The organism is Streptomyces sp. NPDC001502, assembly GCF_042894785.1.
Taxonomy (GTDB): Bacteria; Actinomycetota; Actinomycetes; order Streptomycetales; family Streptomycetaceae; genus Streptomyces; species Streptomyces kutzneri.
In genome coordinates, this window is sequence record NZ_JBIAVW010000024.1 from 108,032 (window position 1) to 129,085 (window position 21,054).

Consider the following 21,054-nt stretch of genomic DNA (forward strand, 5'->3'; position numbering starts at 1 on the left):
AGGCCGGGCGCGCGGCGACTTCGCGCGGCGGCGGGGCGCCGGATCGCACGCCGGCGCGGGCCGGGATCTGCTTCACGGGCTGGTGTTGCCGGGAGCCGTGTTGTTGGGGGGCCGGGTACCGCTGCAGAGCCCGCCGGGCGCGGTGTAGGTCTGGGCGACGAAGTGGCTGTCGTTGACCATGGAGGGGCTGTCCACGGCCACGTTGAGGATGCCGCTGCCCTTGTTCGTGACGAGCTGTCCGACGATGCGGCGCATGGCGACGGTCGCGCCGAACACCATCGTGTCGTGGGCCTTGACAGTGCTCTTGTAGGTCGTCGTCTCGGTGGTGTCGACCGTCCACGTCTTCGCGTACGCGGCCTTGAACGCGGCCTGGAAGGCGAGCTTGGCGCTGGTCTCGCCGGCGATCTTCCCTGCGCCGCCGACGTTGACCTTGGTGGCTGCCTCGGTGGTGGGGCCCTTGTCCAGGTTGGGCCCCTTGAGGGTGATGCCGCTTTCGTTGGCGAGGGTGGTGGTGACCTCTCCGGAGGCCTGGATGGTGCCCTCGGCGGTGACGGAGCCGGAGATCTCGCCGTTGATGTTGTCTGTGGTGACGGCGTGCAAGGTCACCGTCCGCTCGACGTTCATCTCGTTCTGGGTGCAGTTGACGACGGCGTTGCCCAGGGACCTGATCGTCGTGGCGAACTCGATCCCGAGTTTGCGGTCGATGCGGAAGGAGCAGCCGGACGGATTCTGCTCGCATTCCTTCAGAACGTCGGCGACCTTGGCGGGGCGGCCGTCGGCGGTCACGGCACGGGGTACGGGCGCGGGGCCGGGGGCGGCCCCGGGCCGGAGCGGCGAGGCCGTGGCGGCCATCGGAGAGGCCAGGGACACGGCGAGGGCCAGAGCAGGAGCGGCGAGTACGGCGCGGCGCGCGGGCATGGGGGATCCCTTCGAGGGGTGAGGGGGAGCGGGGTGAGCGGGTCCGTCAGCCGCCGAGCAGGGCGCACAACTGGGAGACGGGGAACGGGCTCTGGGCGTCATCCGCCGATCCGGTCGGCAGCGACGCGAGGAAACCGGAGCAGGTGGAGGTGACCGCGGCGGACGCGTCGCCCGCGGGGCCGGGCTCGAACTCCTTGATGGTGCTGGTCATGTCGGTGATCCCCTGCTTCTCGCCCATGCCCGGGCCGGTGAGCCCCTCCATGCAGCTGCTGGAGCCGGGCTCGCACTCCTCCAGCTTCTTGCCGAGGTCCTCGATGGTCTTCTCCGCCTTCTTGGCGTCCTCCTCGGTCTCCTTCTGCTGCTCCTCGACCTTCTTCTCCTGCTCCTCTTTCTCCTTCCGGTCCTTGCACGCCTGGTCGTCGGCGGCGCATTCCTCGGCCGGGGCACTCAGGGCGGCGTACCCGGGGGGCTCGGCGTGGGCGGGCGCGGCGAGGAGCGTCGGGGCGGCCAGGGACAGGGCGGAGGCGAGCAGCGCGGCGGACAGGGCGCGGCGCGCGGACGTGCGTGGGTTCACCTGAACTCCCGGAAGGGTGGGTGGAGGGCGTCACGGAGGCGACGCAGGGCCACGGAAGAACGCTTCCGTGATCATCAAAGGTGATCTGAAGCTAATCGGACCGACCCCGGCCGCATGGCAGGACACACGGGGCGGGGCGGCCCCTCAGCCGTGTTCATCACAACGGCCGTGGTGTGCAATTGCCCCGGATGCCACGCGAGAAGGGGGTCCGGCGCGAGGTCCGGGACCCTCTTGCGCACCCGCCGCCGGCACCCTCCGGGATGACCGGCAGCACGCGGCCGCGGCGGCGGGGAGCGTCGCCTTCCCCTGTTGGCTGCGGCCGATCGGCGGCCCGCCGGGACCCACTCCCGCCCCGGCGCATTCGGCCGCCGGTGCTCCGTGTGGGTGGGGACTCGAACGAGTGCCCGGCAATGAGGTGGTTCCGCGCCGCCGGCTCGCAATGGTGATCATTTCCGGTAACCCTACTGACAGGCCCACGGCGTCGACCGACCTCACGGCCCGGGCCCGCGTACGTCCCTGCGGGCCGTACGCCCCCGGCCCGCAGGCGTCTTCCCACCCCACTGTGCGCCGAGGTTCCGTACGCCCTCACACCAAGGAGAGCAGCGCATGACCCCTCGACTTCTCTCAAGCCCCGACTCGGCACGCTTCCCGTACGCCGCAGCCGCGGCGGCCCCGCCCGCCCGGCGCACCTCGACCCGCCGCCGCTGGATGCTCGCGGCCGTCACCACCGCCATGGCCACGGCTCTGGCCGCCCCCACGGCCACGGCCAACGAGGGCAACCCGACCGTCCTGAGCTGGGGCGCCGGGCGCACCGGCCAGCTCGGCAACGGCACCCTTGCCGACAGCCTTTCCCCCTCCTCCGTCACCAGCCTCTTCCGCGGCGACGTCGACGAGATCTCGGCCGGCGGTACTTCGTCCGCCGACTCCTTCGTGCTCGCCCGCACCGACAGCACCGTCAAGTCCTGGGGCCACAACTCCTCCGGCCAGCTCGGCAACGGGGGCAACACCAACCAGACCGTGCCGACCACCGTCCCGCGCCTGACCAACATCAAGAGCATCGCCGCCGGTGGAAAGCACGGCCTCGCCCTCGACACCTCCGGCCAGGTCTACTCCTGGGGCGACAACGCCTACGGCCAGCTGGGCAACAACCGGACCGGAGACAGCCGTACCGTCCCCGACCGGGTCCAGGGCATGCCGAAGGTGAAGCAGATCTCGGCGGGCTGTGACTTCAGCCTGGCCCTGCTGGAGAACGGCAAGGTCTACGCGTGGGGCCGCGGCATCCACGGTCAGCTCGGCAACGGCAGCCGCGCCACCAGCTCCGTGCCACGCCAGGTGCAGGGGCTGGAGAACGTCGTCGAGGTCGACGCGGGCTGCCACCACGCGCTCGCGCTCACCGCCGAGGACACCGTCAAGTCCTGGGGGTACAACCTCTACGGCCAGCTCGGCAACTCCAGTACCACCTCCTCTACGGTTCCCGTCGACGTCGACTGGGTCGACGGCGTCTCCGACATCGAGGCCGGCGCCTTCCACAACTACGTCAAGACCAGCGACAGCCATGTCTGGGGCTGGGGCAACAACCAGTACGGACAGCTCCTGGAGGGGGACGAGTCGTTCGCCGACAACGTCTCGCGGACCAACCGCACCGCCCCGGTCGAGATCCCGCGCCTGACGGGCGTCCAGCACCTCGCCGCCGGAGCCCGCCACGGGGTCGCGGTGACCGCGGACGACGTCTTCACCTGGGGCCACAACGGCGAAGGCCAGCTCGGCAACGGCACCACCGTCCCCCGCTACGACTCGGTGAAGATCCTCAAGGAGGGCTCGGCGATCAAGGACATGGCCGTGTCGCTGGGCGGCAACACCACGTACGCCTACTGAGGGGGTGCGTCACGCCATGACGTATCCCGGTCGACGCGCAGGTCTTGGAATACTGCTGGCGGTTTCCGCCCTCCTCACCACGGCCGCCCAGGGCCCCGCGCGCAGCGAGAAGCCCGAGCCGTGGGTACGGGCCTGGGGCAGCAATGCCGTCGGTCAACTCGGCAACGGCGCCACGCTCGACCAGCAGACGCCGTCGGCGGTCCGCGGCCTCGCCCGCGACGACGTGCGCGAGCTGGCAGGCGGCGGCTGGCCCACTACGCCCTTCGCCGTGGCGCTGCTCGACAACGGCACCGTGCAGGCCTGGGGCGACGCCTCGCAGGGGCAGCTGGGTGACGGCACCAGGGCCTCCCGGTCGTACCCGGCCGCCGTCGCCGGGCTGTCCGGTGTCTCCGAGGTGGCCGCTGGAACTGTATCCGCCTACGCGGTACGCAACGGCCGGGTCCTCGGCTGGGGCGGCAACACCTACGGCCAGCTCGGCAACGGCACTACCGGGGCGGGCGGCGACCGGCCCGTCCCCGTCCAGAGCCTGAACAAGGTCAAGGACATCGCGGCGGGCTGCAACCACGTGGCCGCCCTCCGCGAGGACGGCTCGGTCTGGACCTGGGGAAGGAACGACCAGGGCCAGCTCGGCAATGGTTCGACTGCCAGCCGCGACACACCCCAGCGGGTGGCCGGTCTTCAGGACGTCGTCGCCGTCGCGGCCGGCTGCCTTCACACCCTCGCACTGACGGCCGACGGCACGGTGAAGGCATGGGGCCGGGGCGCCAACGGTCAGCTCGGCATCGGCACCACAGCAGCCAGCCCCGTACCTGTGAACGTCCACCACCTGGATGGCGTCGTGGGCATCGTCGCAGGCGGCCACCACAACTCTGCGCTCCTCGACGACGGGACCGTCCGGGCGTGGGGCTGGAACAACGCCGGCCAACTGGGCGACGGCACCAAGACGGACCGCACGACGCCGGTCCCGCTCCCCGTCCTGACCGGCGTCAAGGCAATGGCCGGGGGCTGGACCCACACCCTTGCCGTCCTCGACGACCAGACCGTTGTCGCCTGGGGCGACAACGCCAACGGACAGCTCGGCGACGCGAGTACCACCTCCTCACTCGCCCCCGTCACGGCCCTGCCCGCGGGCAGCGGCACGACCCGCGTCGCGGGGTCCCTCGGATGGAACTCCAGCTATGCCTACTGATCCATGGCGCGCACGCACCACACCGCGCCCTCCCGCACCCCACGCGAAAGGCATGCAGATGACCCCACCTCTGCGCCGTACCCTGCTCACCGCCCTCACCCTCACAGCGCTGACCGCCACCCCCTGCCTGTCCGCCCAGGCCGCAGGCACCGACCCCTGGATCCGCGCCTGGGGCGACAACGCCCGGGGACAGCTGGGCAACGGCAGCGTCCTCGCCCAACAGACCCCCGCCGCCGTGGTCGGCGTCACCCGCGACGACGTACGCGAACTCGTCGCCGGAGGCGGCGACGCCAACGCCTTCGCCATCGCCCTCCTCAGGGACGGCACCGTCAAGAGCTGGGGCGCGAACCTCACCGGCCAGCTCGGCAACGGCACCATCGTCAACCAGCCGTTCCCCGCGACGGTCACCAAACTGTCCGGCGTCAGCGAGATCTCGGCGGGCGCCAACCACGCGCTCGCCGTGAAGGGGGGCCGCGTCCTGGCCTGGGGCGACAACGCCAAGAAGCAACTCGGAACGGGCCTGGACGCCACCACCCCGTACAGGACGCCGGTCGACGTCCAGAGCCTGGACAAGGTCAGGGACGTCGGCGCGGGCTGCGACTTCAGCGTGGCCCTGCGCCAGGACGGCACCGTCTGGACCTGGGGCTCGGGGGCCAACGGCCGCCTCGGCACCGGCAATGCGACCGACCGGGCAACACCGCAGCAGGTCCCGGACCTCGCCGATGTCGAATCCATCTCGGTCGGCTGCGACCACGTCCTCGCCCTCACCGCCGACGGCACGGTGAAGGCGTGGGGCAAGAACGCCGAGGGCCAGCTCGGCAACGACAGCACGGCCGACAGCAACAAGCCGGTCGACGTCGCCTACCTCGACGCCGTGGCGAAGGTCTTCGCCACCTCGGCCTCCGGCTTCGCCGTCCTCGACGACGGCAGCGTGGCCGGCTGGGGCAAGAACACCGACGGCCAGCTCGGCGACGGGACGAACGCCAACCGCACCACCCCGGTCCCCCTCGACCACCTCAAGGGTGTCCAGGACGTCGACGGCGGCGCGGACTTCACCCTCGCCGCTCTCGACGACGGCTCGGTGATCGGCTGGGGCAAGAACGCCCTCGGCCAGCTCGGCGACGGCACCACGACCGCTCCCACGTCGCCGACGACCGCCCTGCCTCCGGGCAGCCAGATCACCCACGTGTCGGCGACCCTCACCGGCAAATCCGGCTTCGCGTACTGACCCGCTCCGTCTCCACGACGGCAAGCCCGTGCGTGACGCCGCATACGGCGGTCGCGCACGGGCTCGGCGCGGCCCGGCGGGTGCGGCTACAGGCCCGCGAAGGCCAGGGCGCTCGCGGTGACGGAGCGCGCGACCGCGGCCGCGTACTGCGTGTCGTGGTCCTCGTCGAGGAGGGTGTCGCCAGGCGTGTGGTACTTCCGGGTGCCGGTTCCCCCCTGGCTGCCGTCAGCGCGGAAGAGGTCCTCGGAGACGGCGATGGCCGCCCATCCCCGCTCGTGGAAACTCGCGTGGTCGCTCCGCCCCAGGGCGGGATCCCCAGCTCCGGTGAGCTGCTGGATCGCGAAGCCGGAGGCGATGGCAGGGATGGTCCGCGCGACCAGGTCACCGAGCGCGTCGGAGGCGGCCGCGACCGGCCCGGGTACGGAGGAGCCGGCATGGATCTCCACCGCGGGCGTGCTGCCGTCCTGCAAACCGGCGATCATGTCCATCTGGAAGACGCCCGCGATGCGGTCGTCCGCCGCCGCGGCGGCGCGCGCGTAGCGCTTGCTGCCGACGAGCGCCTGTTCCTCGGCGTTGAAGAGGACGAAGCGCACGTGATGCGTCGGCGCTCTGCCCTCCGCGAGGAGCGCGTGCAGACACTCCGCCGCGGCCATGACCGCCGCGGTGCCGCTGCCGTCGTCGTCCGCGCCGGGCGCCGGGTCCACCAAGGGGTCGTAGAGGCGGGGGTCGCCGTTCGCATCGACGAAGTCACCACTCTCCGCCGTCGAATCCAGATGTCCCGTGATGAGAACGGCGGAGTCGGCCCCCTCGACGCGGTGTTCGGCTTCGACATTGAACAGCCGCCGTCCCTGCCACCTGAACGCATGCCGTCGGACCACCAGCCCCAGATCCTGGAAGTGCCGGACCAGCGCGTCCACGACGAGCCCGTTGTCGGCATGCGCCGCGTGACGGCTGCGGATCTTCAGCGGCTCGCCCGGGACCAGCGGTTCGACTCCGGAGATGCGGGCCACGTGCGCACGCAGCGCCTCGGGCGTCACGGTCGCGCGTACGGCCGCGAGCGTCTCGGGGGAGGGAAGGCCGTCGCCTGTTTCGTCGAACCCGGCCGGCAGGGCCGCGGCGAACCCCTCGGCCTGCGTCTCACCAGGGCGTGACAGGAGCGCCGGGTCCGGGAGCAGGCGTTCGGTGTGTCCGGGCCTGGCTCCCGGCGCGTGCACCTCTTCGATCGGGACACCGGCGGGCGCGGCGACGTAGACACCGCCGGGCGCGGGCCCGAGCGACGTGATCTGCCGCGGGTATGCGGTCAGTTCGCCGGAGGCGAAGCAGAACGCGGCCGCTGCCCGCATCGCGCCTTCGGCCGCCGTCCGGGACTCCTCCGAGGCGCCCGCGAGGGCCTCCGGCACCGGGACCGGGCGGTCGTCCCTGATCAGGAATGCCGCCGTGTCCTCCACCGGTCCCCGTACGTCGGTCGTGAACCCTGCCTCCCGGAGCGTCTCGACTCCGAGTGCGGTCGCCATGGCGAGCACGAGCCGAGGGGAGGCGACATGCACGGGAACGGCCTCCGTGCCGTTCGCCACCGACTCCAGCACGCCCAGGCTCCCGCCCTCCGGCACGTCGATCCTCGTCCAGAAAACCGGGCGGTTCTCGATGACGGCCCGGGTGAACACCGGGTGGGGTGCGACGCGCATGCCCGCCGTGCGGGCGAACGCGCGTTCGTCGTGGTCCTCGCCCACGAAGACGCAGTCGTCGGCCGCGCCGCCCGTGCTCGCGACCGCGTCGTCGAAGATCGCGCGGCTGGTCTTGGGGCCGAAGAGAATGAGGCGGTCGTCCGTGAACCGGCCGGGGAACGCCTCATGGAGGGCTTGCGTGATCTGCGCGACCGCATCCTGTTCGGTGCCCGGGTTGGAGATGATGCCCTTGGGTTCTCCTGCGAACGCATCGAGCACCTGCAAGACCCGGGGTCGGGGGCGCAACAGCCAGGATCCGTCCGCCTCGACGTGGCCATCCGCCAAGGTCGCCCCGATGTCGAAGAAGAGCGTGGTCATCTCGGCGCCTCCGATGGTTCGACGTACGCCGGCGCCGCCGGCCGGACATTCCTCCCGGACCGCGGCGCGCAGCCCCGCTCCTATCGTCACACACCGTGATGAGTACGGCAACCGGACGGCCCGCGCGCGCACCGGGTTCGTGGTCCGGATTTCCGGTCATCGGGCCCTGCAGCACGCCGTTTCCGTGCTGTGCGCGCTCCACGGAGCCGTGCGCGGCGGCCGGGCAGTCCACTACAGGGGGTAATTGAACTGTCATCATTGTTCTGCCGGACCGTTGAAGCGGTATTCGACGACGCGCCTCCGGCCCCCCGGCAGGCATTGGCTCTACCGTGCAAGCAACCCGTCCGCATACCGGACCACGTCCCGCCACTCAGGCATTCCCTTGGAGGTCATGGTGCCCAGTCCAGCTCAGCCGTTCGGCACGGTCGTCAGCAGCAGCGGCGTCAACCTGCGGAGATTTCCGAGTACCGACTCCTCCCTCGTCGGCAATCTGAACCAAGGCGCCCAGGTCGGTCTGCACAGCAAGGTGCACGCGCAGACCATCGACGGCAACAGCATCTGGTACCTGCTGCGCGACCAGGCCGTGTGGGTCGCCGCCCGTCACGTCGACAACACCGGAGAGGTGCCGCTGTCCAAGGACGCCCAACCCGCCGGCCCCCAGGGCTGACGGCGGCCCGGCCCTCGGCCCGTCCCAGGCCGTCCGGGGCAGCCCTGGGCTTCCGGGCTCCCCGGGGGCCGGGTCGATCGTGCGGTCAGCGAGCCTGCGGTGACGCGCTGGTGACACGAGGTGGACTCGGCAGAGTGCTGCTGTCGAGTCCACCCGCCGCTGGTACGACGCTTCACGAGCGCTGACGATCCGAGGGCCCGTCCGGGTCGGCCTGTTCCACGTGCCGCCGGTCGTTGAGGGCGACCCTCTGCCGACGTGCGGCGGCGCGGCGATACTGAAGGTATGCCGACTGCTCGACCCCTGGTCTCTGATCACTCTGGGTAGTCGCTGGGGCAATGCCCGCTGTGCGGTCCGTTCGGCAGGTCGAAGGGTGGCAGCGATGGACGCACCGGTGCCGGGATCGGGCGAGGCGCCCGAGGACCCGTTCGCGCTGCACAACTCGGCCTCGGCGGTACTGGACGACCACGGCAGGGTCGTCGGCTGGAGCGAGCGCGCACAGGAGCACCTCGGCTACCCGCCGGATGAGGTGCTGGGCCGCAGGGCGGTCGAGTTCCTGGTCGATTCCCGGGATCGTGAGACGGTCCTGGACGCGGTGGCCGCGTGCGAGCGCGACCGGGGCTGGTCCGGTGTCCTGCCCGTCCTGCACCGCAGCGGGCGGAGGGTGGAGCTGGGTTTCCGCGCCCGCGCCGTCATCCGCGCCGACTCGGCCCACGAGTGGTTCCTCGTCGTCGCCCCGGCGGCGGAGGTGCTGCAGTGGGAGACGGACCGGTCGGTCCTGGACGGTCTGTTCCGGCGCTCCCCGATCGGTCTGTCCGTCCACGCCCCCGATCTGAGCATCCTGCGGATCAACCGGGCGCTGGCCCGGTTCACGCAGCTTCCCGCGGCGGAGATCCGGAGCCGGCGCATCGGCGACTTCCTCATCGGTCCGGACCTGAAGACCATCGAAACCCGGCTGCGACGGGTACTGGAGACGGGTGCCCCCCTGATCTTCACCGAGCAGCCCTGTCGCCTGAGGAGCGACCCCGACCACGAGCGGGTGGTGTCGGTGTCGGCGTTTCGGATGGAGGACCCCTCCGGCGGGATCCTCGGGGTCACCCAACTGGTGGAGGACGTCACCGACCGCTACCGGGCCCGGCGGCGGCTCGCCCTGCTCAACCGGGCGAGCGCCCGCATCGGGACCACGCTGGATCTCGACCGGACCACCCGCGAGCTCGCCGACGTCGCCGTCCCCGACCTCGCGGACGCCGTCTCGGTGGATCTGCTGGAGTCGGTGGCCCGAGGCGACGAGACCGCCGAGGAGGCGAGCGGACTGGTCCGCAGAATGGCCGTCCACTCGGTGGTGGCAAAGGCGCTGCAGGTGATGTACCCCGCCGGAGAGGTCTTCCGCTTCGACCCTCGTACCCCGCACGCCAGGTGCCTCGCCGAACAGCGGTCCATCCTCGAACCGGTGCTCCTGAGCAGCCCCGGCTGGTACTTCGAGGACCAAGAGCGCAGACGGCGCGCCCTCGACCTGGGCGCGCACTCACTGATCGTCGTACCGCTGACGGCCCGCGGTCTGCTCCTCGGCCTGCTCAGCCTGTGGCGGGCCGAGCGGCCCGAGCCGTTCGAGGAGGACGACCTCACGCTCGCGGAGGAATTCGCCGCGCGGGCCGCCCTGTGCATCGACAACGCCCGCCGCTACACGCAGCAGCATCAGGCCGCGCTGACCTTGCAGCGCAGCCTGCTGCCGCAGGAGTTGCCGGAAAACAGCGCGGTCGAGGTCGCGCACCGCTATCTGCCGGCCGATCCCGCCACCGGCGTCGGCGGTGACTGGTTCGATGTCATCCCGCTTTCCGGAGCGCGCGTCGCCCTCGTCGTCGGCGACGTCGTCGGCCACGGTCTGCACGCCGCGGCCACCATGGGCCGCCTGCGTACGGCCGTGCACACCCTGGCCGGCCTCGACTACGCTCCGGAGGAGGTCCTCTTCCACCTGGACGACCTGGTCAACCGCCTGGCGGAGGAGCAGGAGCCGGCCGACGGAAGCTCGCGGGGCCGGCAGATCGTCGGCGCGACGTGCCTCTACGCGGTCTACGATCCCACCTCCCGGCGCTGCACCCTGGCCCGGGCGGGCCATCTGCCGCCCGCCGTGGTGACCTCGGACGGCGCGGTGAGCCTGCCCGACCTTCCCGAGGGGCCGCCACTGGGCCTCGGCGGACTCCCGTTCGAGTCCGCCGAACTGGAACTCGCCGAGGGAAGCCTGCTGGCGCTCTACACGGACGGCCTGGTCGAGGCCCGTGGCCTCGACCTCGACGAGGGACTCGCGCGGCTGCGGGAGGCCCTGGCCCGGCCCGGCCGCTCGCTGGAGGAGACCTGCACGGCGGTGCAGGACGCCCTGCTGCCGGATCACCCGCCGGATGACGTCGCACTGCTTCTCGCCCGTACCCGCGTGCTGGCGCCGGAGCAGGTCGCCTCCTGGGAGCTGCCCGCGGAGCCGACCGCCGCCGCCCGGGCACGGCACCTGACGGAGGCCACACTGGCCGGGTGGGGCCTGGAGGAGCTGGCCTTCACCGCCGAACTGGTCGTCAGCGAACTGGTCACCAACGCCTACCGGTACGGCGGCGGCACACCGGTGACCCTGCGGCTCATCCGCGATCGCAACCTGATCTGCGAGGTCTCCGACAGCAGCAGCACCGCTCCGCACCTACGGCGGGCACGCACGACCGACGAGGGCGGACGCGGTCTCTTCCTGGTGGCCCAGCTCACCGAGCGATGGGGCACCCGCTACACCCGGGACGGCAAGACCGTCTGGACGGAGTTCCCCCTGGTCACAGCAGCGGAGGGGTGCTCCGTGGCCATGGCGTAGCACGGGTACCCCCGGGGGTATTTTTTGGGCGGCCGCCGAGCCAAGGCTGCCCGCCCTCCTGGGCCCGGTGTCCGGGCCCGCAGTTCCCCGGCCGGCCGGTAGGCGCTGTGCGCGATCCGGCGGGCGACGCCGAGCCCGGCGTGCGGCCCCCGCCCCGGTCTTCCGGTTTCGGTGCCCAGGCCAACGCTCCCTGATCCGCCCTGATCGCCAAGACACCCCCTAGAAGGAGTGCGGCAGCCAGGGGGCGGTCTCGTTGCCGAAGGCCAGTGAGGCCCGTTCGAGCGTTCCCCCGATCAGCTCACGGGCCCGCCCGGCCCGTGCGAGGGCGGTCAGCGGGACGCCGCCCAGGTAGGCGGAGGCCAACGCCCGTACCGACAGGGTCACATCGGCGGCCGCGCGGGTACGTGTGCACGAGGCACCCCCTTCGTCCCCCGCGAGCCGCCAACGGCCCCCGTTCCAGGGGCAGAAGGAATCCCCGATCTCCAGGACGACGTCGACGGGGGCGCGGTAGGTGCGGGCTCCGAGCGCGGCGCCCACATCCACCAGCCGGACGAACAGGCCGTCCCGCAGCTGCCTTTCGCATCGGCGGATGTCGGAGACGAGGTGCTGCCACGCGTCGTCCGCCGGGCGGTTCTGCGCCACGAGCGCCGAGGTCAGATCGATCCCGAAGAGGAAGCGCCACAGTGCCGCGTAAGCGGCCGGATCGCGGGCTTCGAGGTCGCGCAGCACGATCGTGCCGCGTGCGCCCGAGAGGTCCCACTGCGGTGTGTTGTGGAACCGGGCGTACCCGACCGTCGCCCCGTCCCGTTCGGCGACGACGCACTGGAGCGGTGAGCCGCCGTCGCGGCCGCCGCCCTGGGGTGCCAGTACGGCCAGGCGCTCCCACCCGGGTGCGCGGGCCGGCATGCCCGGGCGGCCGGCCGGCTGGTCCGCGTACACCGCTTCGCAGGCCGGCAGCGCGGACAGCGGATCGGCGTACCGCAGGTGCACCCCGTCCGCGCCGGGGGCGGCCGGTACCTCCAGGCGTACGCGCGCCGTGTCGATCGTCGCCGAGAGCTGCTGCGTGGCCATGCCGTAGCCGAAGCGGCCGTAGATGCCGGGCTCGGACGCCACCAGGGCCGCCAGCGGTTCACCCCGTTCGCGGACGTCGTCCAGCTGGCGTCGCATCATCGCCGTCATCAGCCCCTGCCTGCGGTGCGTGGCGGCCACGCTCACCATCGTCACCCCGGCCGTGTCGACCAGGGCCCCGCCCGGTACCGACAGGCGCAGCGAGAAGGCTCCGGCGGTACCCACGCACGCCGCGCCGTCCCAGGCTCCGATGGACCGGTCGTGTTCGGTCAGGCCCTCCCACAGCTCGCGCGCCTCCGGGGGCGTGGGCGGGCCGCCGAAGGCCCGTTCCAGGGTCCGATACCAGGTGTCCCATTCCTGGGCCTCCAATGTCCGCAGCTGTGGCGCCATGGACCACCTCTACCAGGGACTTTCCGCCGAGGAGGCCTTGCGGGGCGGCGGTGCCACCCGACTGGGCCATCGCTCGGATCCGGCCGCGTCGCCGAGGTCGGGGCTTGACGATTCACCGCCGAAGATATGACACTCGGAGTGCAAGTTGTTTTGTCTGTATTTGTAGCCAAGACTTGCTTTCTGTAATGAAAGGCGAGACATGTCCGTCTACAGCACCCGAGCGTGTTCCCGGCCGAGTCGCACCGGGGCGCCTGCGCGGTCGGCCCGGCCCGCGCGCATGCTCGCCTACGCCGCCGCAGGGGCGGCCGTGGGCGGTGTCTGGGCCTTCGGCGGGGACACGCCCGCATGGGAGCACGCACTGCGCGTCCTCGTCGTGGTGCTCTGTGTCAGCGTGGCCGGACGCTTCATCGGCCGCCGTCTCGCCCGCGCCGGGCGCACGCCGGTGGACCGCGGCCTGTACTTCGGTCTGGTGGCGGCGAAGGTGCTCCTCGTGGCCGTGGCCCTGGTCGTCGACTGGCTCGCAGGCCTGTGGTTCTCCGAACCGGCGCTGATCACCGCCGGGTTCCTGTTCGTCCTGGTGACCGTCGGCGGTCCCGCCCTGCACGGCCGGTTGACGCGCGGTACCCGGGGCGGGGGAGCGCGGGCCGCGCGCGCGTAGCGGCGGCCCGGCCGCACGCGGCCGCCCCGGTCACCCCTGTCGCCCCTCGGTCGCTTCGTGCCGACGTCCTCCTCGCGGCGGCGCCGGCACGAAGCGACGAGCCGGGCTCAGAGGAATTCGACGAGGGGGAACGCCCGGTGGCGACGCGGCGGCGTCAGGAAGTTCTGCCGCCGAGTCGCCGTCAGGAACCGCTCCAGCCCGTTCTCCTCCTCGGGGACACCGTGGGCCGCCGCCAGGTCGAGCGAGGCCTGATGCGTGCGCATCGTGGCGAAGAAGTCGGCGGTCGGGACGAACACCGTGAACTCCAGCTTGGGCTGGAGGGACCCGTCCGGCACGTCCATGGTGCTGTAGCCGGGCCCGTCCATGCGGACGTGCAGCGGCTTTCCGTCGGCCGTGCGTGACGACCGCTGCAGGCAGGAGAGGTGGCCGATCCGGCGCTCTCCCTCCGGGGTGCCCCGGCCCTGGGCGCTCAGCAGGGCGTCGTCGGTGCCCTGGAAGGTGTTCGGCAGGAACGCGGGACCTCCGCCGTCGGTGATCTGGTCGGCGTTCCCCTGTGACGGCGGCGGCGTGGAACGGAACATGTACTGGACGCGTTCGGTGAACGAGGCGTCGTCCCCCGGCACACCGGCGTCGTCGACGTCGTAGAACTGCTGGAGGTCCATGAGGACGTGCGAGAGGTGCTGGACGGCGCCGGCGTCGAAGTAGGAGCCCGGCTTCGCCGTGGTGAGGCCGCTCGCCCGGAAGGTGACGGCGTCGGCGGCCGCGGTTCCGGCGGTCTGCTGGTCCGCGAAGCCCATCCACATCGGCGACCGCGGATTGACCATGAACGCGTAGGGCAGCGACGCCTCGTCCGCCAGCCTCCTGGGCAGCCCGATCTGGGTGAACATCGCCCGGGCGGAGGTGAAGGACAGGAGGTCGGAGAGGGGCGGTGAGGGCTGGGGGCGGCCGGCGAGGGTCTGACTCCCGCCGAGCCACCTGAGTACGTCCTGGATGTTGGCGGCGTGGTCGCTGCGCAGCGTGAGCAGCAGGTCGTTGCCCTCGATCGACACGGGCACGTGGAACTTGCGTTTGACGATGCCGCTGTTGGCGGGGGACACGTCCGTGGGGCCGGGCACCGCTTCCTCCAGGACGTACCGGTGCGCCGCCGAGCGCAGGCGCGGCATGTGCGCGGAGACCAGATGGCCCTGCAGCCCCCCGGGTAACCGTTGGAAGTACGGAAGGCCGTACGCGAGGAACGTGAACACGCCCGACGGGCTGAAGGGGTACGCGCGCTCGATGGCGGCCAGTGCCCCGGTCAGCTTGACCTGGTCGATGCGGGTGGGCGGCCGCAGCAGGCGGGCGGTCACGAACAGCGTGTGGACGGGACCCAACTGGACTCGGACCCCGTCGACGTCGGTGACCGGTGCGATGAAGTCCGCGATGTCGAACTGGATGTCGGGGAGGGCAGGCGCCTGGTCGGCCCCGCCCCCGCCCGTCGCTGCGAGCGCGGTGTTCCTCGACGGAACGACCGAGGACTGTCCGAGCAGTTCCAGACCGGCCACGGCCGCGGCCAGAACGCCGCCCCGCAGGACGCTGCGGCGGGTGCTTCCGGCCGCGCTGCGGGGATCGGGCCGAGGTGCGGCGGCCGGGAGCCGCGGGGCCGGGTGGGTCAAGGTGCCGTCTTCTGACTTCTGTGCGTCGTCCGTCACGTCTTCCACTCCTGGATACGGGGCGGTCCCGGCAGCCTGCCGGGCCGTGGGGCTGAGCGCGGCACCCCTCCCGCACGGGGGTGCGGGGCCGCGTACGGGAAGGGGAGCCCTGACGGGCATTGATTGCACTCGAAGTGCAATCAATATGTTCAGCATACGCACGGCGCGAGCGTGCTGTCAGGGGTTCGTACTCTCTGCCGGGCCTTCTGCCGGGCCCGCTGCCGGCGGTGCGGAGGCCCCTGGCACCGACCACGGGCGCGGACCGCCGTGGCGCAGCCGCAGAAGGAAGTCGAGGATCCCCGCCGCCCCGTTGCCGTACTCGGAGCCGCTCGTGGCATCGGCGACGAGGCGCAGCCCGTCGGGTGCGCAGTGCTGGGCGTCGATGACCGCGGCGATGCCCTCGGCGTCCGTACGGTAGCGGGCCTCTCCGGTGATCTCGGCCATGTCGAGGAGGAAGTGTCCGGTCCCCGCGTTTCCGCAGCACGCGCCCGCGATGGCCCGCCACGGATCGCCGACGACGGCCGCCGCGGCCTGTCCGGCGAGGTCGGTGAAGCGCCGCAGACCGGTGGCCGACCCCAGCCGGACGAGGAAGGTGCCGATGCCGGCGGGCCCGTTGCACCACTGTGTGGTCGGCCGGTACTGCGGTTCGCCCCCCACTTCGGCAGGCCACGCGGCCCGGCCGTCCTCGACGCGGGCGGCTCTGACGAGCGTGTCGCCCGCGCCGAGGGCGGCGGCCGCGAACCGGCCCGCGTCCCCGGTGCGCCCGCGGGCCTCGGCGGCGGCCGCGGCGGCGAGGAGGAAGGTGCCGACCCCCGCCGTCCCGTGGGCGAATCCGTACGTGTGCGCCCCCGCGAGTACGGAGTCCGTGTCGTGGGAGGTCGGCCAGGTCCAGTCGCCGTCCGCCCGGTCGGCGGCGTCCAGAACGGCATCGGCGCAGGCGAGCGCCGTGTCGAGGAGCGACTCGCGGGCGGTGGCCTGCCACAGGTGCAGGCGCGCGGTGCCCGCCCCGGAGAGGCCGTGGGTGAAGTCGGGGCTCGGCCAGCGGGTGGGGAGCCGCTCGGCGAGCGTGATCGCCCGCTCGGCCATGGCCCGGTCACCGAGCAGCAGGGCGGCGTCGTAGAGCGCCCAGGCGGTGCCGGAACGGCCGAAGCACAGGCCGGGAAGCAACCGGTCCACGCTGAACAGGCGCTCGTCGAGCCAGCGGGCCGCCCCGGCCACGGTGGCGAGCAGGGAGGTGCTCCCGCGGGCCCGTGCGGCGTGGGTGAGGGTGGCGAGCACGCCGGCCGCGCCGTTCCAGGTGTTGCAGGGATCGCTGCGCGGCACGTTCCATTCCGGTGGGGGCCAGAGGGTGGCGCGCCAGGGGGTCATGGTGTGTTGCAGGTGGGCGACACCGTCGTCGAGCAGCCGGTCGATCGCCGCCTGCCGGTACGGGGGGAGCGCGCCTCGCGGGGCCGTGGCCGCGGCCGCGGCCGTGGTTCCGGGCGCAGGGGCGCTCGGCCCGGTGGGCCCGCTCGGTCCGGTGGGCCCGCTCGGTCCGGCCAGCCAGGCGAGGGCCTGCGGGAGGGTCCACCGGGCGCCGGGGTCGGCCCGGGTCAGGCCGTCGATCAGTTCGCCGAACGGTGCCAGCGCGGGGTGGGCGAGGGCGATCAGTGGGAGCGTGGGCTGTGCGTCCTGCGGCCGGACGACGCCGTCGGTCCAGCCGGCCGCCCACCGTGGATCGAGGTCGGTCAGAACGGCGAAGAGGACCACCCCGAGGCTGAAGCGGTCCGCCTCCGGTCCGGCCACCTTGGCGGCCTCCGCGGGGGACGCGTGCAAGCCCAGTGCCCTGACCTCGGGTGCGGCGAATCCCCGCGTGTACGCGGGAGCCCGTTCCCGCCCCGCTTCGACGACGTACTCCGTGTCGATCAGCCGGAGGTCCCCGGCCGGGGTGACCATGACGTTGTGCGGCTTGAAGTCGCGGATCACGAACCCTGCCTCGTGAACGGTCCGCAGCAGGGTCACCAGCCCGGTCACCGTCGCGGCTGCCTCGTCCGCGCCGGGTCCGCCGTCCCGGGCGCGCGCCGACTGCCACAGGTGCAGGGGCTGTCCAGGCACGAGTTCTTCGGCGAGGAACAAGTCCCCCTGCTCGTCGAACAGATGCACCTTCCCGGGCGTGACCCCCAGCGGTGCGAGCTGATCCAGCATCCGGGCCTCGTCCCGCAGCCGGTCGCGCACATCGGTTCCGTCCAGGCGGGCCCCGACGTGGGCCCGCGCGTGCTTGACGATGACCTCAAGGCCCGTCCGCTCGTCCAACGCCCGGTAGACGCCGCCCTTGTTCGCGTGCCGGATGGCCCGCACCACCTTGAACCGCCCCCCTAGCAGCACCGGTGCCGCCGTCGTGGGGGCGGCGGATTCGTCGGGGAACGGGTAGGTGGCCCATGGCGGGAAGACGAACCCCGCGGTGCGCTCGTCCTTGATCCTGCTGCCGTCCGGGCCCGTCATCCAGGGTTCGAGGACACCGTCGTCGGTCAGGATCATGTCGCCGCTGAACTGCCCGTACCGGAAGGAGACCGGACTGCCGGGCCGCACCGGCCTGTCGGACAGGATCCGCGGTCCGCTGAGCCCGGCCGTCGCGACGTCCAACTCGCGCGCCAGGATGCGGAACTGGTCGTCGTCCTCCGGGTACACGGTGATGAACTTCCCGCCCGTGCCCCGGTCGTGCCAGACGTCCCCGAGACGCGTGACCCGTTCAAGATCGACGGCGAACTTGAAGGAAGCCGTGCGGCGTACGAGCACCTCCGCCGAGCGGGCGAGTACGAGGGCGGCCGACAACGGCGTCGCCGACACGTGGAGCTTCCAGCCGTGCGGGCGCCGCACGGCGATATCCGGAGGCCGTGCGAAGCACCACGAATCCGTCGGCTGCAAGGTCCACCGCTGCCCTCCGGAGCGACTCAGCACCGCACGCGCGACATCGAGCAGCAGGAGCGAGTCGGCCGACTCGTCCCGCGGCCGGGCGGGAGGCGGATGCGGATCCGGATGCGTGGTCATGGGGGTCGGCGCTCTCCTGGATCCTCGTCGGATCCTCAGGCGTTCACGGTCCGTGTGCGCAGCTCACCAGTCTATGCCCGCGCCGTCACGCCTTCCTGTCGGCCGGAACGGGGCCGAGCGTAAGTATTTGCACTCGAAGTGCAAAGAAATCCCCAAGTCCGGTGTTATGTCCATTTGTCGGGGTATCGACCTTCTGTCGGGCCGAGGTGACCCGAGAGGTTCGAGGAGAGAGGCAAGACGATGAACGGGACGACGACCACTGACCTCAACGCTCTGGAACTGCTTCCGCAGGAGCAGGAACAGGAACTGTCGGAGCGGGACTGCACCGGCTGGTCCACCTGCACCCTCACCCTGGCGGCCGATGAATAACCCGGTGAACACCGACCCGCTGATCCGAGGCGGACCGGCACCCCGTCCGGCAGCCGACTGCCCGATCCCCGCCCGCGAGGCGGGGATCAGCTGTGTACCGACCGGTACAGCCGTTGCCGAAAGTGCCGGTCCGTTGCGCGTCGAGCACCGCCAGGTGTCAGCGGCTGCCGGCGTCCCGGAGGGCGGTGCCGGCGAACTCCTTGGTCCGCTCGACCGCCTGCGTCATGGCGAAGTGCCGGTTGCCGCCGGGCGGGAAGTAGTCGATCGCGCCGACCGCGCCGTAGTCCGCCCAGAAACAACTGGCCATGGGGAAGCCGTCGGCGAGGTTGTGCCGGCAGGCGAGCGCCAGGGTTCCGGCGGCGACGACGGTCGGCTCGCCCACTGCTGTCCGCTGTCCGCCGGACGGCAGGGAGGCGGCCATCGCCTTCTGCACGGCGGCCACCGGGTCCGGCACGGTGCGGAAGAGTTCTGTCCGGGCGATGAGGTCCGGCGCGGCTGCCGTCATGCCTGACTTGGTCAGCCTGATGAGCGGGAAGCCCCGGCAGGTGGTCACGGTCTCGTTGGTGCCGTTCGAACGCGGGGTCAGGTCGTCCACACCGGAGAGGCGCAGATCCCAGCCGTCGCCGAAGCGGAAGGTGGAGCTCCCTTCTTCGCACTCCAACTGTTCCATCACGGGAAGTCCGACGGCGGTGGGACGGGTGCCCGGATCAGGTGCGAGCCGTTGGGCGGCCGGACCCGGTGATGCGCTTCCCGCCGCCCCGGGCCCGCCCGCCGTACTCGCGGAGGCGGACGCGCCCGGTGTGCCGGGTGCGGTGGACACGGCGGCGGGTGACGCCGCTCCGCCGGCCTCCGGCCCACATCCTGCACCGAGCGCGCCGAGCACTCCGAGCGCCACCGCCATCCGCCGCGTGACTTGCCTGCCCATGCCCCGTGTCCCCCCGACGGCGAAAATGATCAAGAGCACCCTACGGGAGGTACCGGCGCAGGGCGGAGCTCTGCCCGTGAGGGGCTCATCGAGGGAGGTTCGATGCGGCCCGTCCGGTCCGGCGCCATGGCAACGCCACGCAACACAGCGTGATGGTGAACTCGTGCCTTGATCGCCGACCTCAGACGGCCCGGCAAAGCCCGTGAAGGGCGACCTGAGGCCTTCCGATGAAACTTTCGTGGGGGGATCAATCTCCCCTCCTGAAATAGCCGCACAGCGCCATTCAAGACCCTTCTTGCCCTATCGCGAGTCGGGTGGGCCGGTACTGTGGAGCCATCTGGTCGCGAGGTGTGCGGCCGGACTCCAACGGCCGAGGGCGTGCTTCGTCATGCCCTGGAGCGGCCCACCAGCCAGCGTCCCCATCGCTGTCGTGCGCGTGCGCGACAGCGGAGTTCGTCGTGTCTGAAAGTGAGCATCGCCTTGACCGAATCCGGCGTTCCCGCCCTCCGTACCCACTCCAAGATCAGCGACGCGGGCCCCGCGTCCGGTTCCTACGACGCGCGTGCGATCCAGGTCCTGGACGGCCTGGACGCGGTTCGCAAGCGCCCCGGCATGTACATCGGCTCGACCGGGGCACGGGGCCTGCACCACCTGGTGCAGGAGATCGTGGACAACTCCGTGGACGAGGCGATGGCCGGTGTCGCCGATCGGATCGACGTGACGATCCAGGCCGACGGTGGAGTGCGGGTCACCGACAACGGCCGTGGGATCCCGGTCGGGCTGCACCCGGGGACGGGCCGGCCGGCGCTGGAGGTGGTCCTCACGGTCTTGCACGCGGGCGGCAAGTTCGGCGGCGGCGGCTACTCGGTCTCCGGCGGTCTGCACGGGGTGGGCCTGTCTGTGGTCAACGCCCTGTCGACCCGCCTGACGGCCGAGGTCCTGGCGGACGGGTTCCGGTGGAGCCAGTTCTTCGAGCGCGGAGAGCCGACCGGACCGATCGCCCGTCACGAGGAGACCGGCCGGACCGGCACCACGATCACCTTCTGGGCCGACGATGCCATATTCGAGACGACCGAGTACTCCTTCGAGACGCTGTCGCGCCGCTTCCAGGAGATGGCCTTCCTCAACAAGGGTCTTACCTTGACCCTCACCGACGAGCGGGCCACGGCCTCGGCGGCCGAGGGCGACGACGAGGCGTCACCACGGGTGGTGTCCTACCGGTATGACGGGGGCATCGCGGACTTCGTCCGGCACCTGGGCGGCCGCAAGGGCGAGCCGGTGCACCCGAGCGTGATCGGCGTGGAGGCGCAGGACCCGGGACGGTTGCTGTCGGTGGAGATCGCGATGCAGTGGAACGGCCGGTACACCGAGAGCGTGTACTCGTACGCGAACGCGATCCACACCCATGACGGCGGTACCCATGAAGAAGGGTTCCGGACCGCTCTGACGACGGTCGTGAACCGTTACGCGCGGGACAGGAAGCTGCTGCGGGAGAAGGGCGACAACCTCGCGGGTGAGGACATCCGTGAGGGTCTGACGGCGATCATCTCGGTGAAGCTGGGCGAGCCCCAGTTCGAGGGGCAGACGAAGACCA

At 71.8% G+C, this 21,054-nt stretch carries 15 protein-coding genes; 8 read left to right on the forward strand and 7 right to left on the reverse strand.

What is annotated here, in order from left to right; all coding sequences use genetic code 11:
• Nucleotides 1-72 precede the first annotated feature (72 nt).
• On the reverse strand, nucleotides 73-918 hold the full coding sequence (locus ACFY0D_RS32735; protein WP_390801581.1) for a hypothetical protein: 846 nt from the start codon (nucleotides 916-918) through the stop codon (nucleotides 73-75).
• 46 nt (nucleotides 919-964) lie between these two features.
• On the reverse strand, nucleotides 965-1,492 hold the full coding sequence (locus tag ACFY0D_RS32740) for a hypothetical protein (RefSeq protein ID WP_390801582.1): 528 nt from the start codon (nucleotides 1,490-1,492) through the stop codon (nucleotides 965-967).
• A gap of 606 nt (nucleotides 1,493-2,098) precedes the next feature.
• Here ACFY0D_RS32740 and ACFY0D_RS32745 point away from each other — a divergent pair.
• The 3 genes from ACFY0D_RS32745 to ACFY0D_RS32755 are packed head-to-tail and all read left to right on the forward strand — an operon-like array spanning nucleotide 2,099 to nucleotide 5,784.
• On the forward strand, nucleotides 2,099-3,367 hold the full coding sequence (locus tag ACFY0D_RS32745; RefSeq protein ID WP_390801583.1) for an RCC1-like domain-containing protein: 1,269 nt from the start codon (nucleotides 2,099-2,101) through the stop codon (nucleotides 3,365-3,367).
• Nucleotides 3,368-3,383: 16 nt separating this feature from the next.
• Nucleotides 3,384-4,556 carry an RCC1 domain-containing protein gene (locus tag ACFY0D_RS32750; RefSeq protein WP_390801584.1) on the forward strand — a complete coding sequence of 391 codons (1,173 nt, stop codon included), beginning with the start codon at nucleotides 3,384-3,386 and terminating at the stop codon, nucleotides 4,554-4,556.
• Between the two features lie 58 nt (nucleotides 4,557-4,614).
• Nucleotides 4,615-5,784: an RCC1 domain-containing protein gene (locus ACFY0D_RS32755; protein ID WP_390801585.1), complete on the forward strand. Its 1,170-nt coding sequence runs from the start codon at nucleotides 4,615-4,617 to the stop codon at nucleotides 5,782-5,784.
• An 86-nt stretch (nucleotides 5,785-5,870) separates the two neighbouring features.
• Here the strand turns inward: ACFY0D_RS32755 and ACFY0D_RS32760 are convergent, their stop codons facing one another.
• Entirely contained in the window at nucleotides 5,871-7,826 is a 1,956-nt protein-coding gene (locus ACFY0D_RS32760; RefSeq protein WP_390801586.1) for a M28 family peptidase, read from the reverse strand.
• A gap of 394 nt (nucleotides 7,827-8,220) precedes the next feature.
• On the opposite strand from ACFY0D_RS32760, the gene ACFY0D_RS32765 reads away from it, so the two are divergent.
• Both ACFY0D_RS32765 and ACFY0D_RS32770 read left to right on the forward strand, forming a co-directional pair.
• Nucleotides 8,221-8,493, forward strand: a complete 273-nt coding sequence (locus ACFY0D_RS32765; RefSeq protein WP_390801587.1) for an SH3 domain-containing protein — start codon at nucleotides 8,221-8,223, stop codon at nucleotides 8,491-8,493.
• A 379-nt stretch (nucleotides 8,494-8,872) separates the two neighbouring features.
• Nucleotides 8,873-11,335 (forward strand): SpoIIE family protein phosphatase, encoded by a 2,463-nt coding sequence (locus ACFY0D_RS32770; RefSeq protein ID WP_390801588.1) that lies wholly within the window; start codon nucleotides 8,873-8,875, stop codon nucleotides 11,333-11,335.
• Nucleotides 11,336-11,554: 219 nt separating this feature from the next.
• On the opposite strand, the gene ACFY0D_RS32775 is transcribed toward ACFY0D_RS32770, so the two are convergent.
• The gene (locus ACFY0D_RS32775; protein ID WP_390801589.1) at nucleotides 11,555-12,793 is read right to left on the reverse strand and encodes a GNAT family N-acetyltransferase; all 1,239 of its coding nucleotides are present in this window, start codon (nucleotides 12,791-12,793) and stop codon (nucleotides 11,555-11,557) included.
• 277 nt (nucleotides 12,794-13,070) lie between these two features.
• Between ACFY0D_RS32775 and ACFY0D_RS32780 the strand changes: the two genes are divergently transcribed.
• Entirely contained in the window at nucleotides 13,071-13,451 is a 381-nt protein-coding gene (locus tag ACFY0D_RS32780) for a hypothetical protein (protein WP_390801590.1), read from the forward strand.
• A 107-nt stretch (nucleotides 13,452-13,558) separates the two neighbouring features.
• Here ACFY0D_RS32780 and ACFY0D_RS32785 read toward each other — a convergent pair whose 3' ends face one another.
• On the reverse strand, nucleotides 13,559-15,139 hold the full coding sequence (locus ACFY0D_RS32785; RefSeq protein ID WP_390801591.1) for a hypothetical protein: 1,581 nt from the start codon (nucleotides 15,137-15,139) through the stop codon (nucleotides 13,559-13,561).
• Between the two features lie 177 nt (nucleotides 15,140-15,316).
• Entirely contained in the window at nucleotides 15,317-18,166 is a 2,850-nt protein-coding gene (lanL, locus tag ACFY0D_RS32790; protein ID WP_390801592.1) for a class IV lanthionine synthetase LanL, read from the reverse strand.
• Nucleotides 18,167-18,406: 240 nt separating this feature from the next.
• Between lanL and ACFY0D_RS32795 the strand changes: the two genes are divergently transcribed.
• Nucleotides 18,407-18,535: a hypothetical protein gene (locus ACFY0D_RS32795; RefSeq protein ID WP_390801593.1), complete on the forward strand. Its 129-nt coding sequence runs from the start codon at nucleotides 18,407-18,409 to the stop codon at nucleotides 18,533-18,535.
• Nucleotides 18,536-18,692: 157 nt separating this feature from the next.
• Here the strand turns inward: ACFY0D_RS32795 and ACFY0D_RS32800 are convergent, their stop codons facing one another.
• Nucleotides 18,693-19,205, reverse strand: coding sequence for a hypothetical protein (locus ACFY0D_RS32800; protein WP_390801594.1), 513 nt, complete (start codon nucleotides 19,203-19,205; stop codon nucleotides 18,693-18,695).
• A gap of 735 nt (nucleotides 19,206-19,940) precedes the next feature.
• Here ACFY0D_RS32800 and ACFY0D_RS32805 point away from each other — a divergent pair.
• Nucleotides 19,941-21,054: ATP-binding protein (locus ACFY0D_RS32805; RefSeq protein WP_390801595.1), on the forward strand; the 1,114-nt coding region annotated here is incomplete at its 3' end.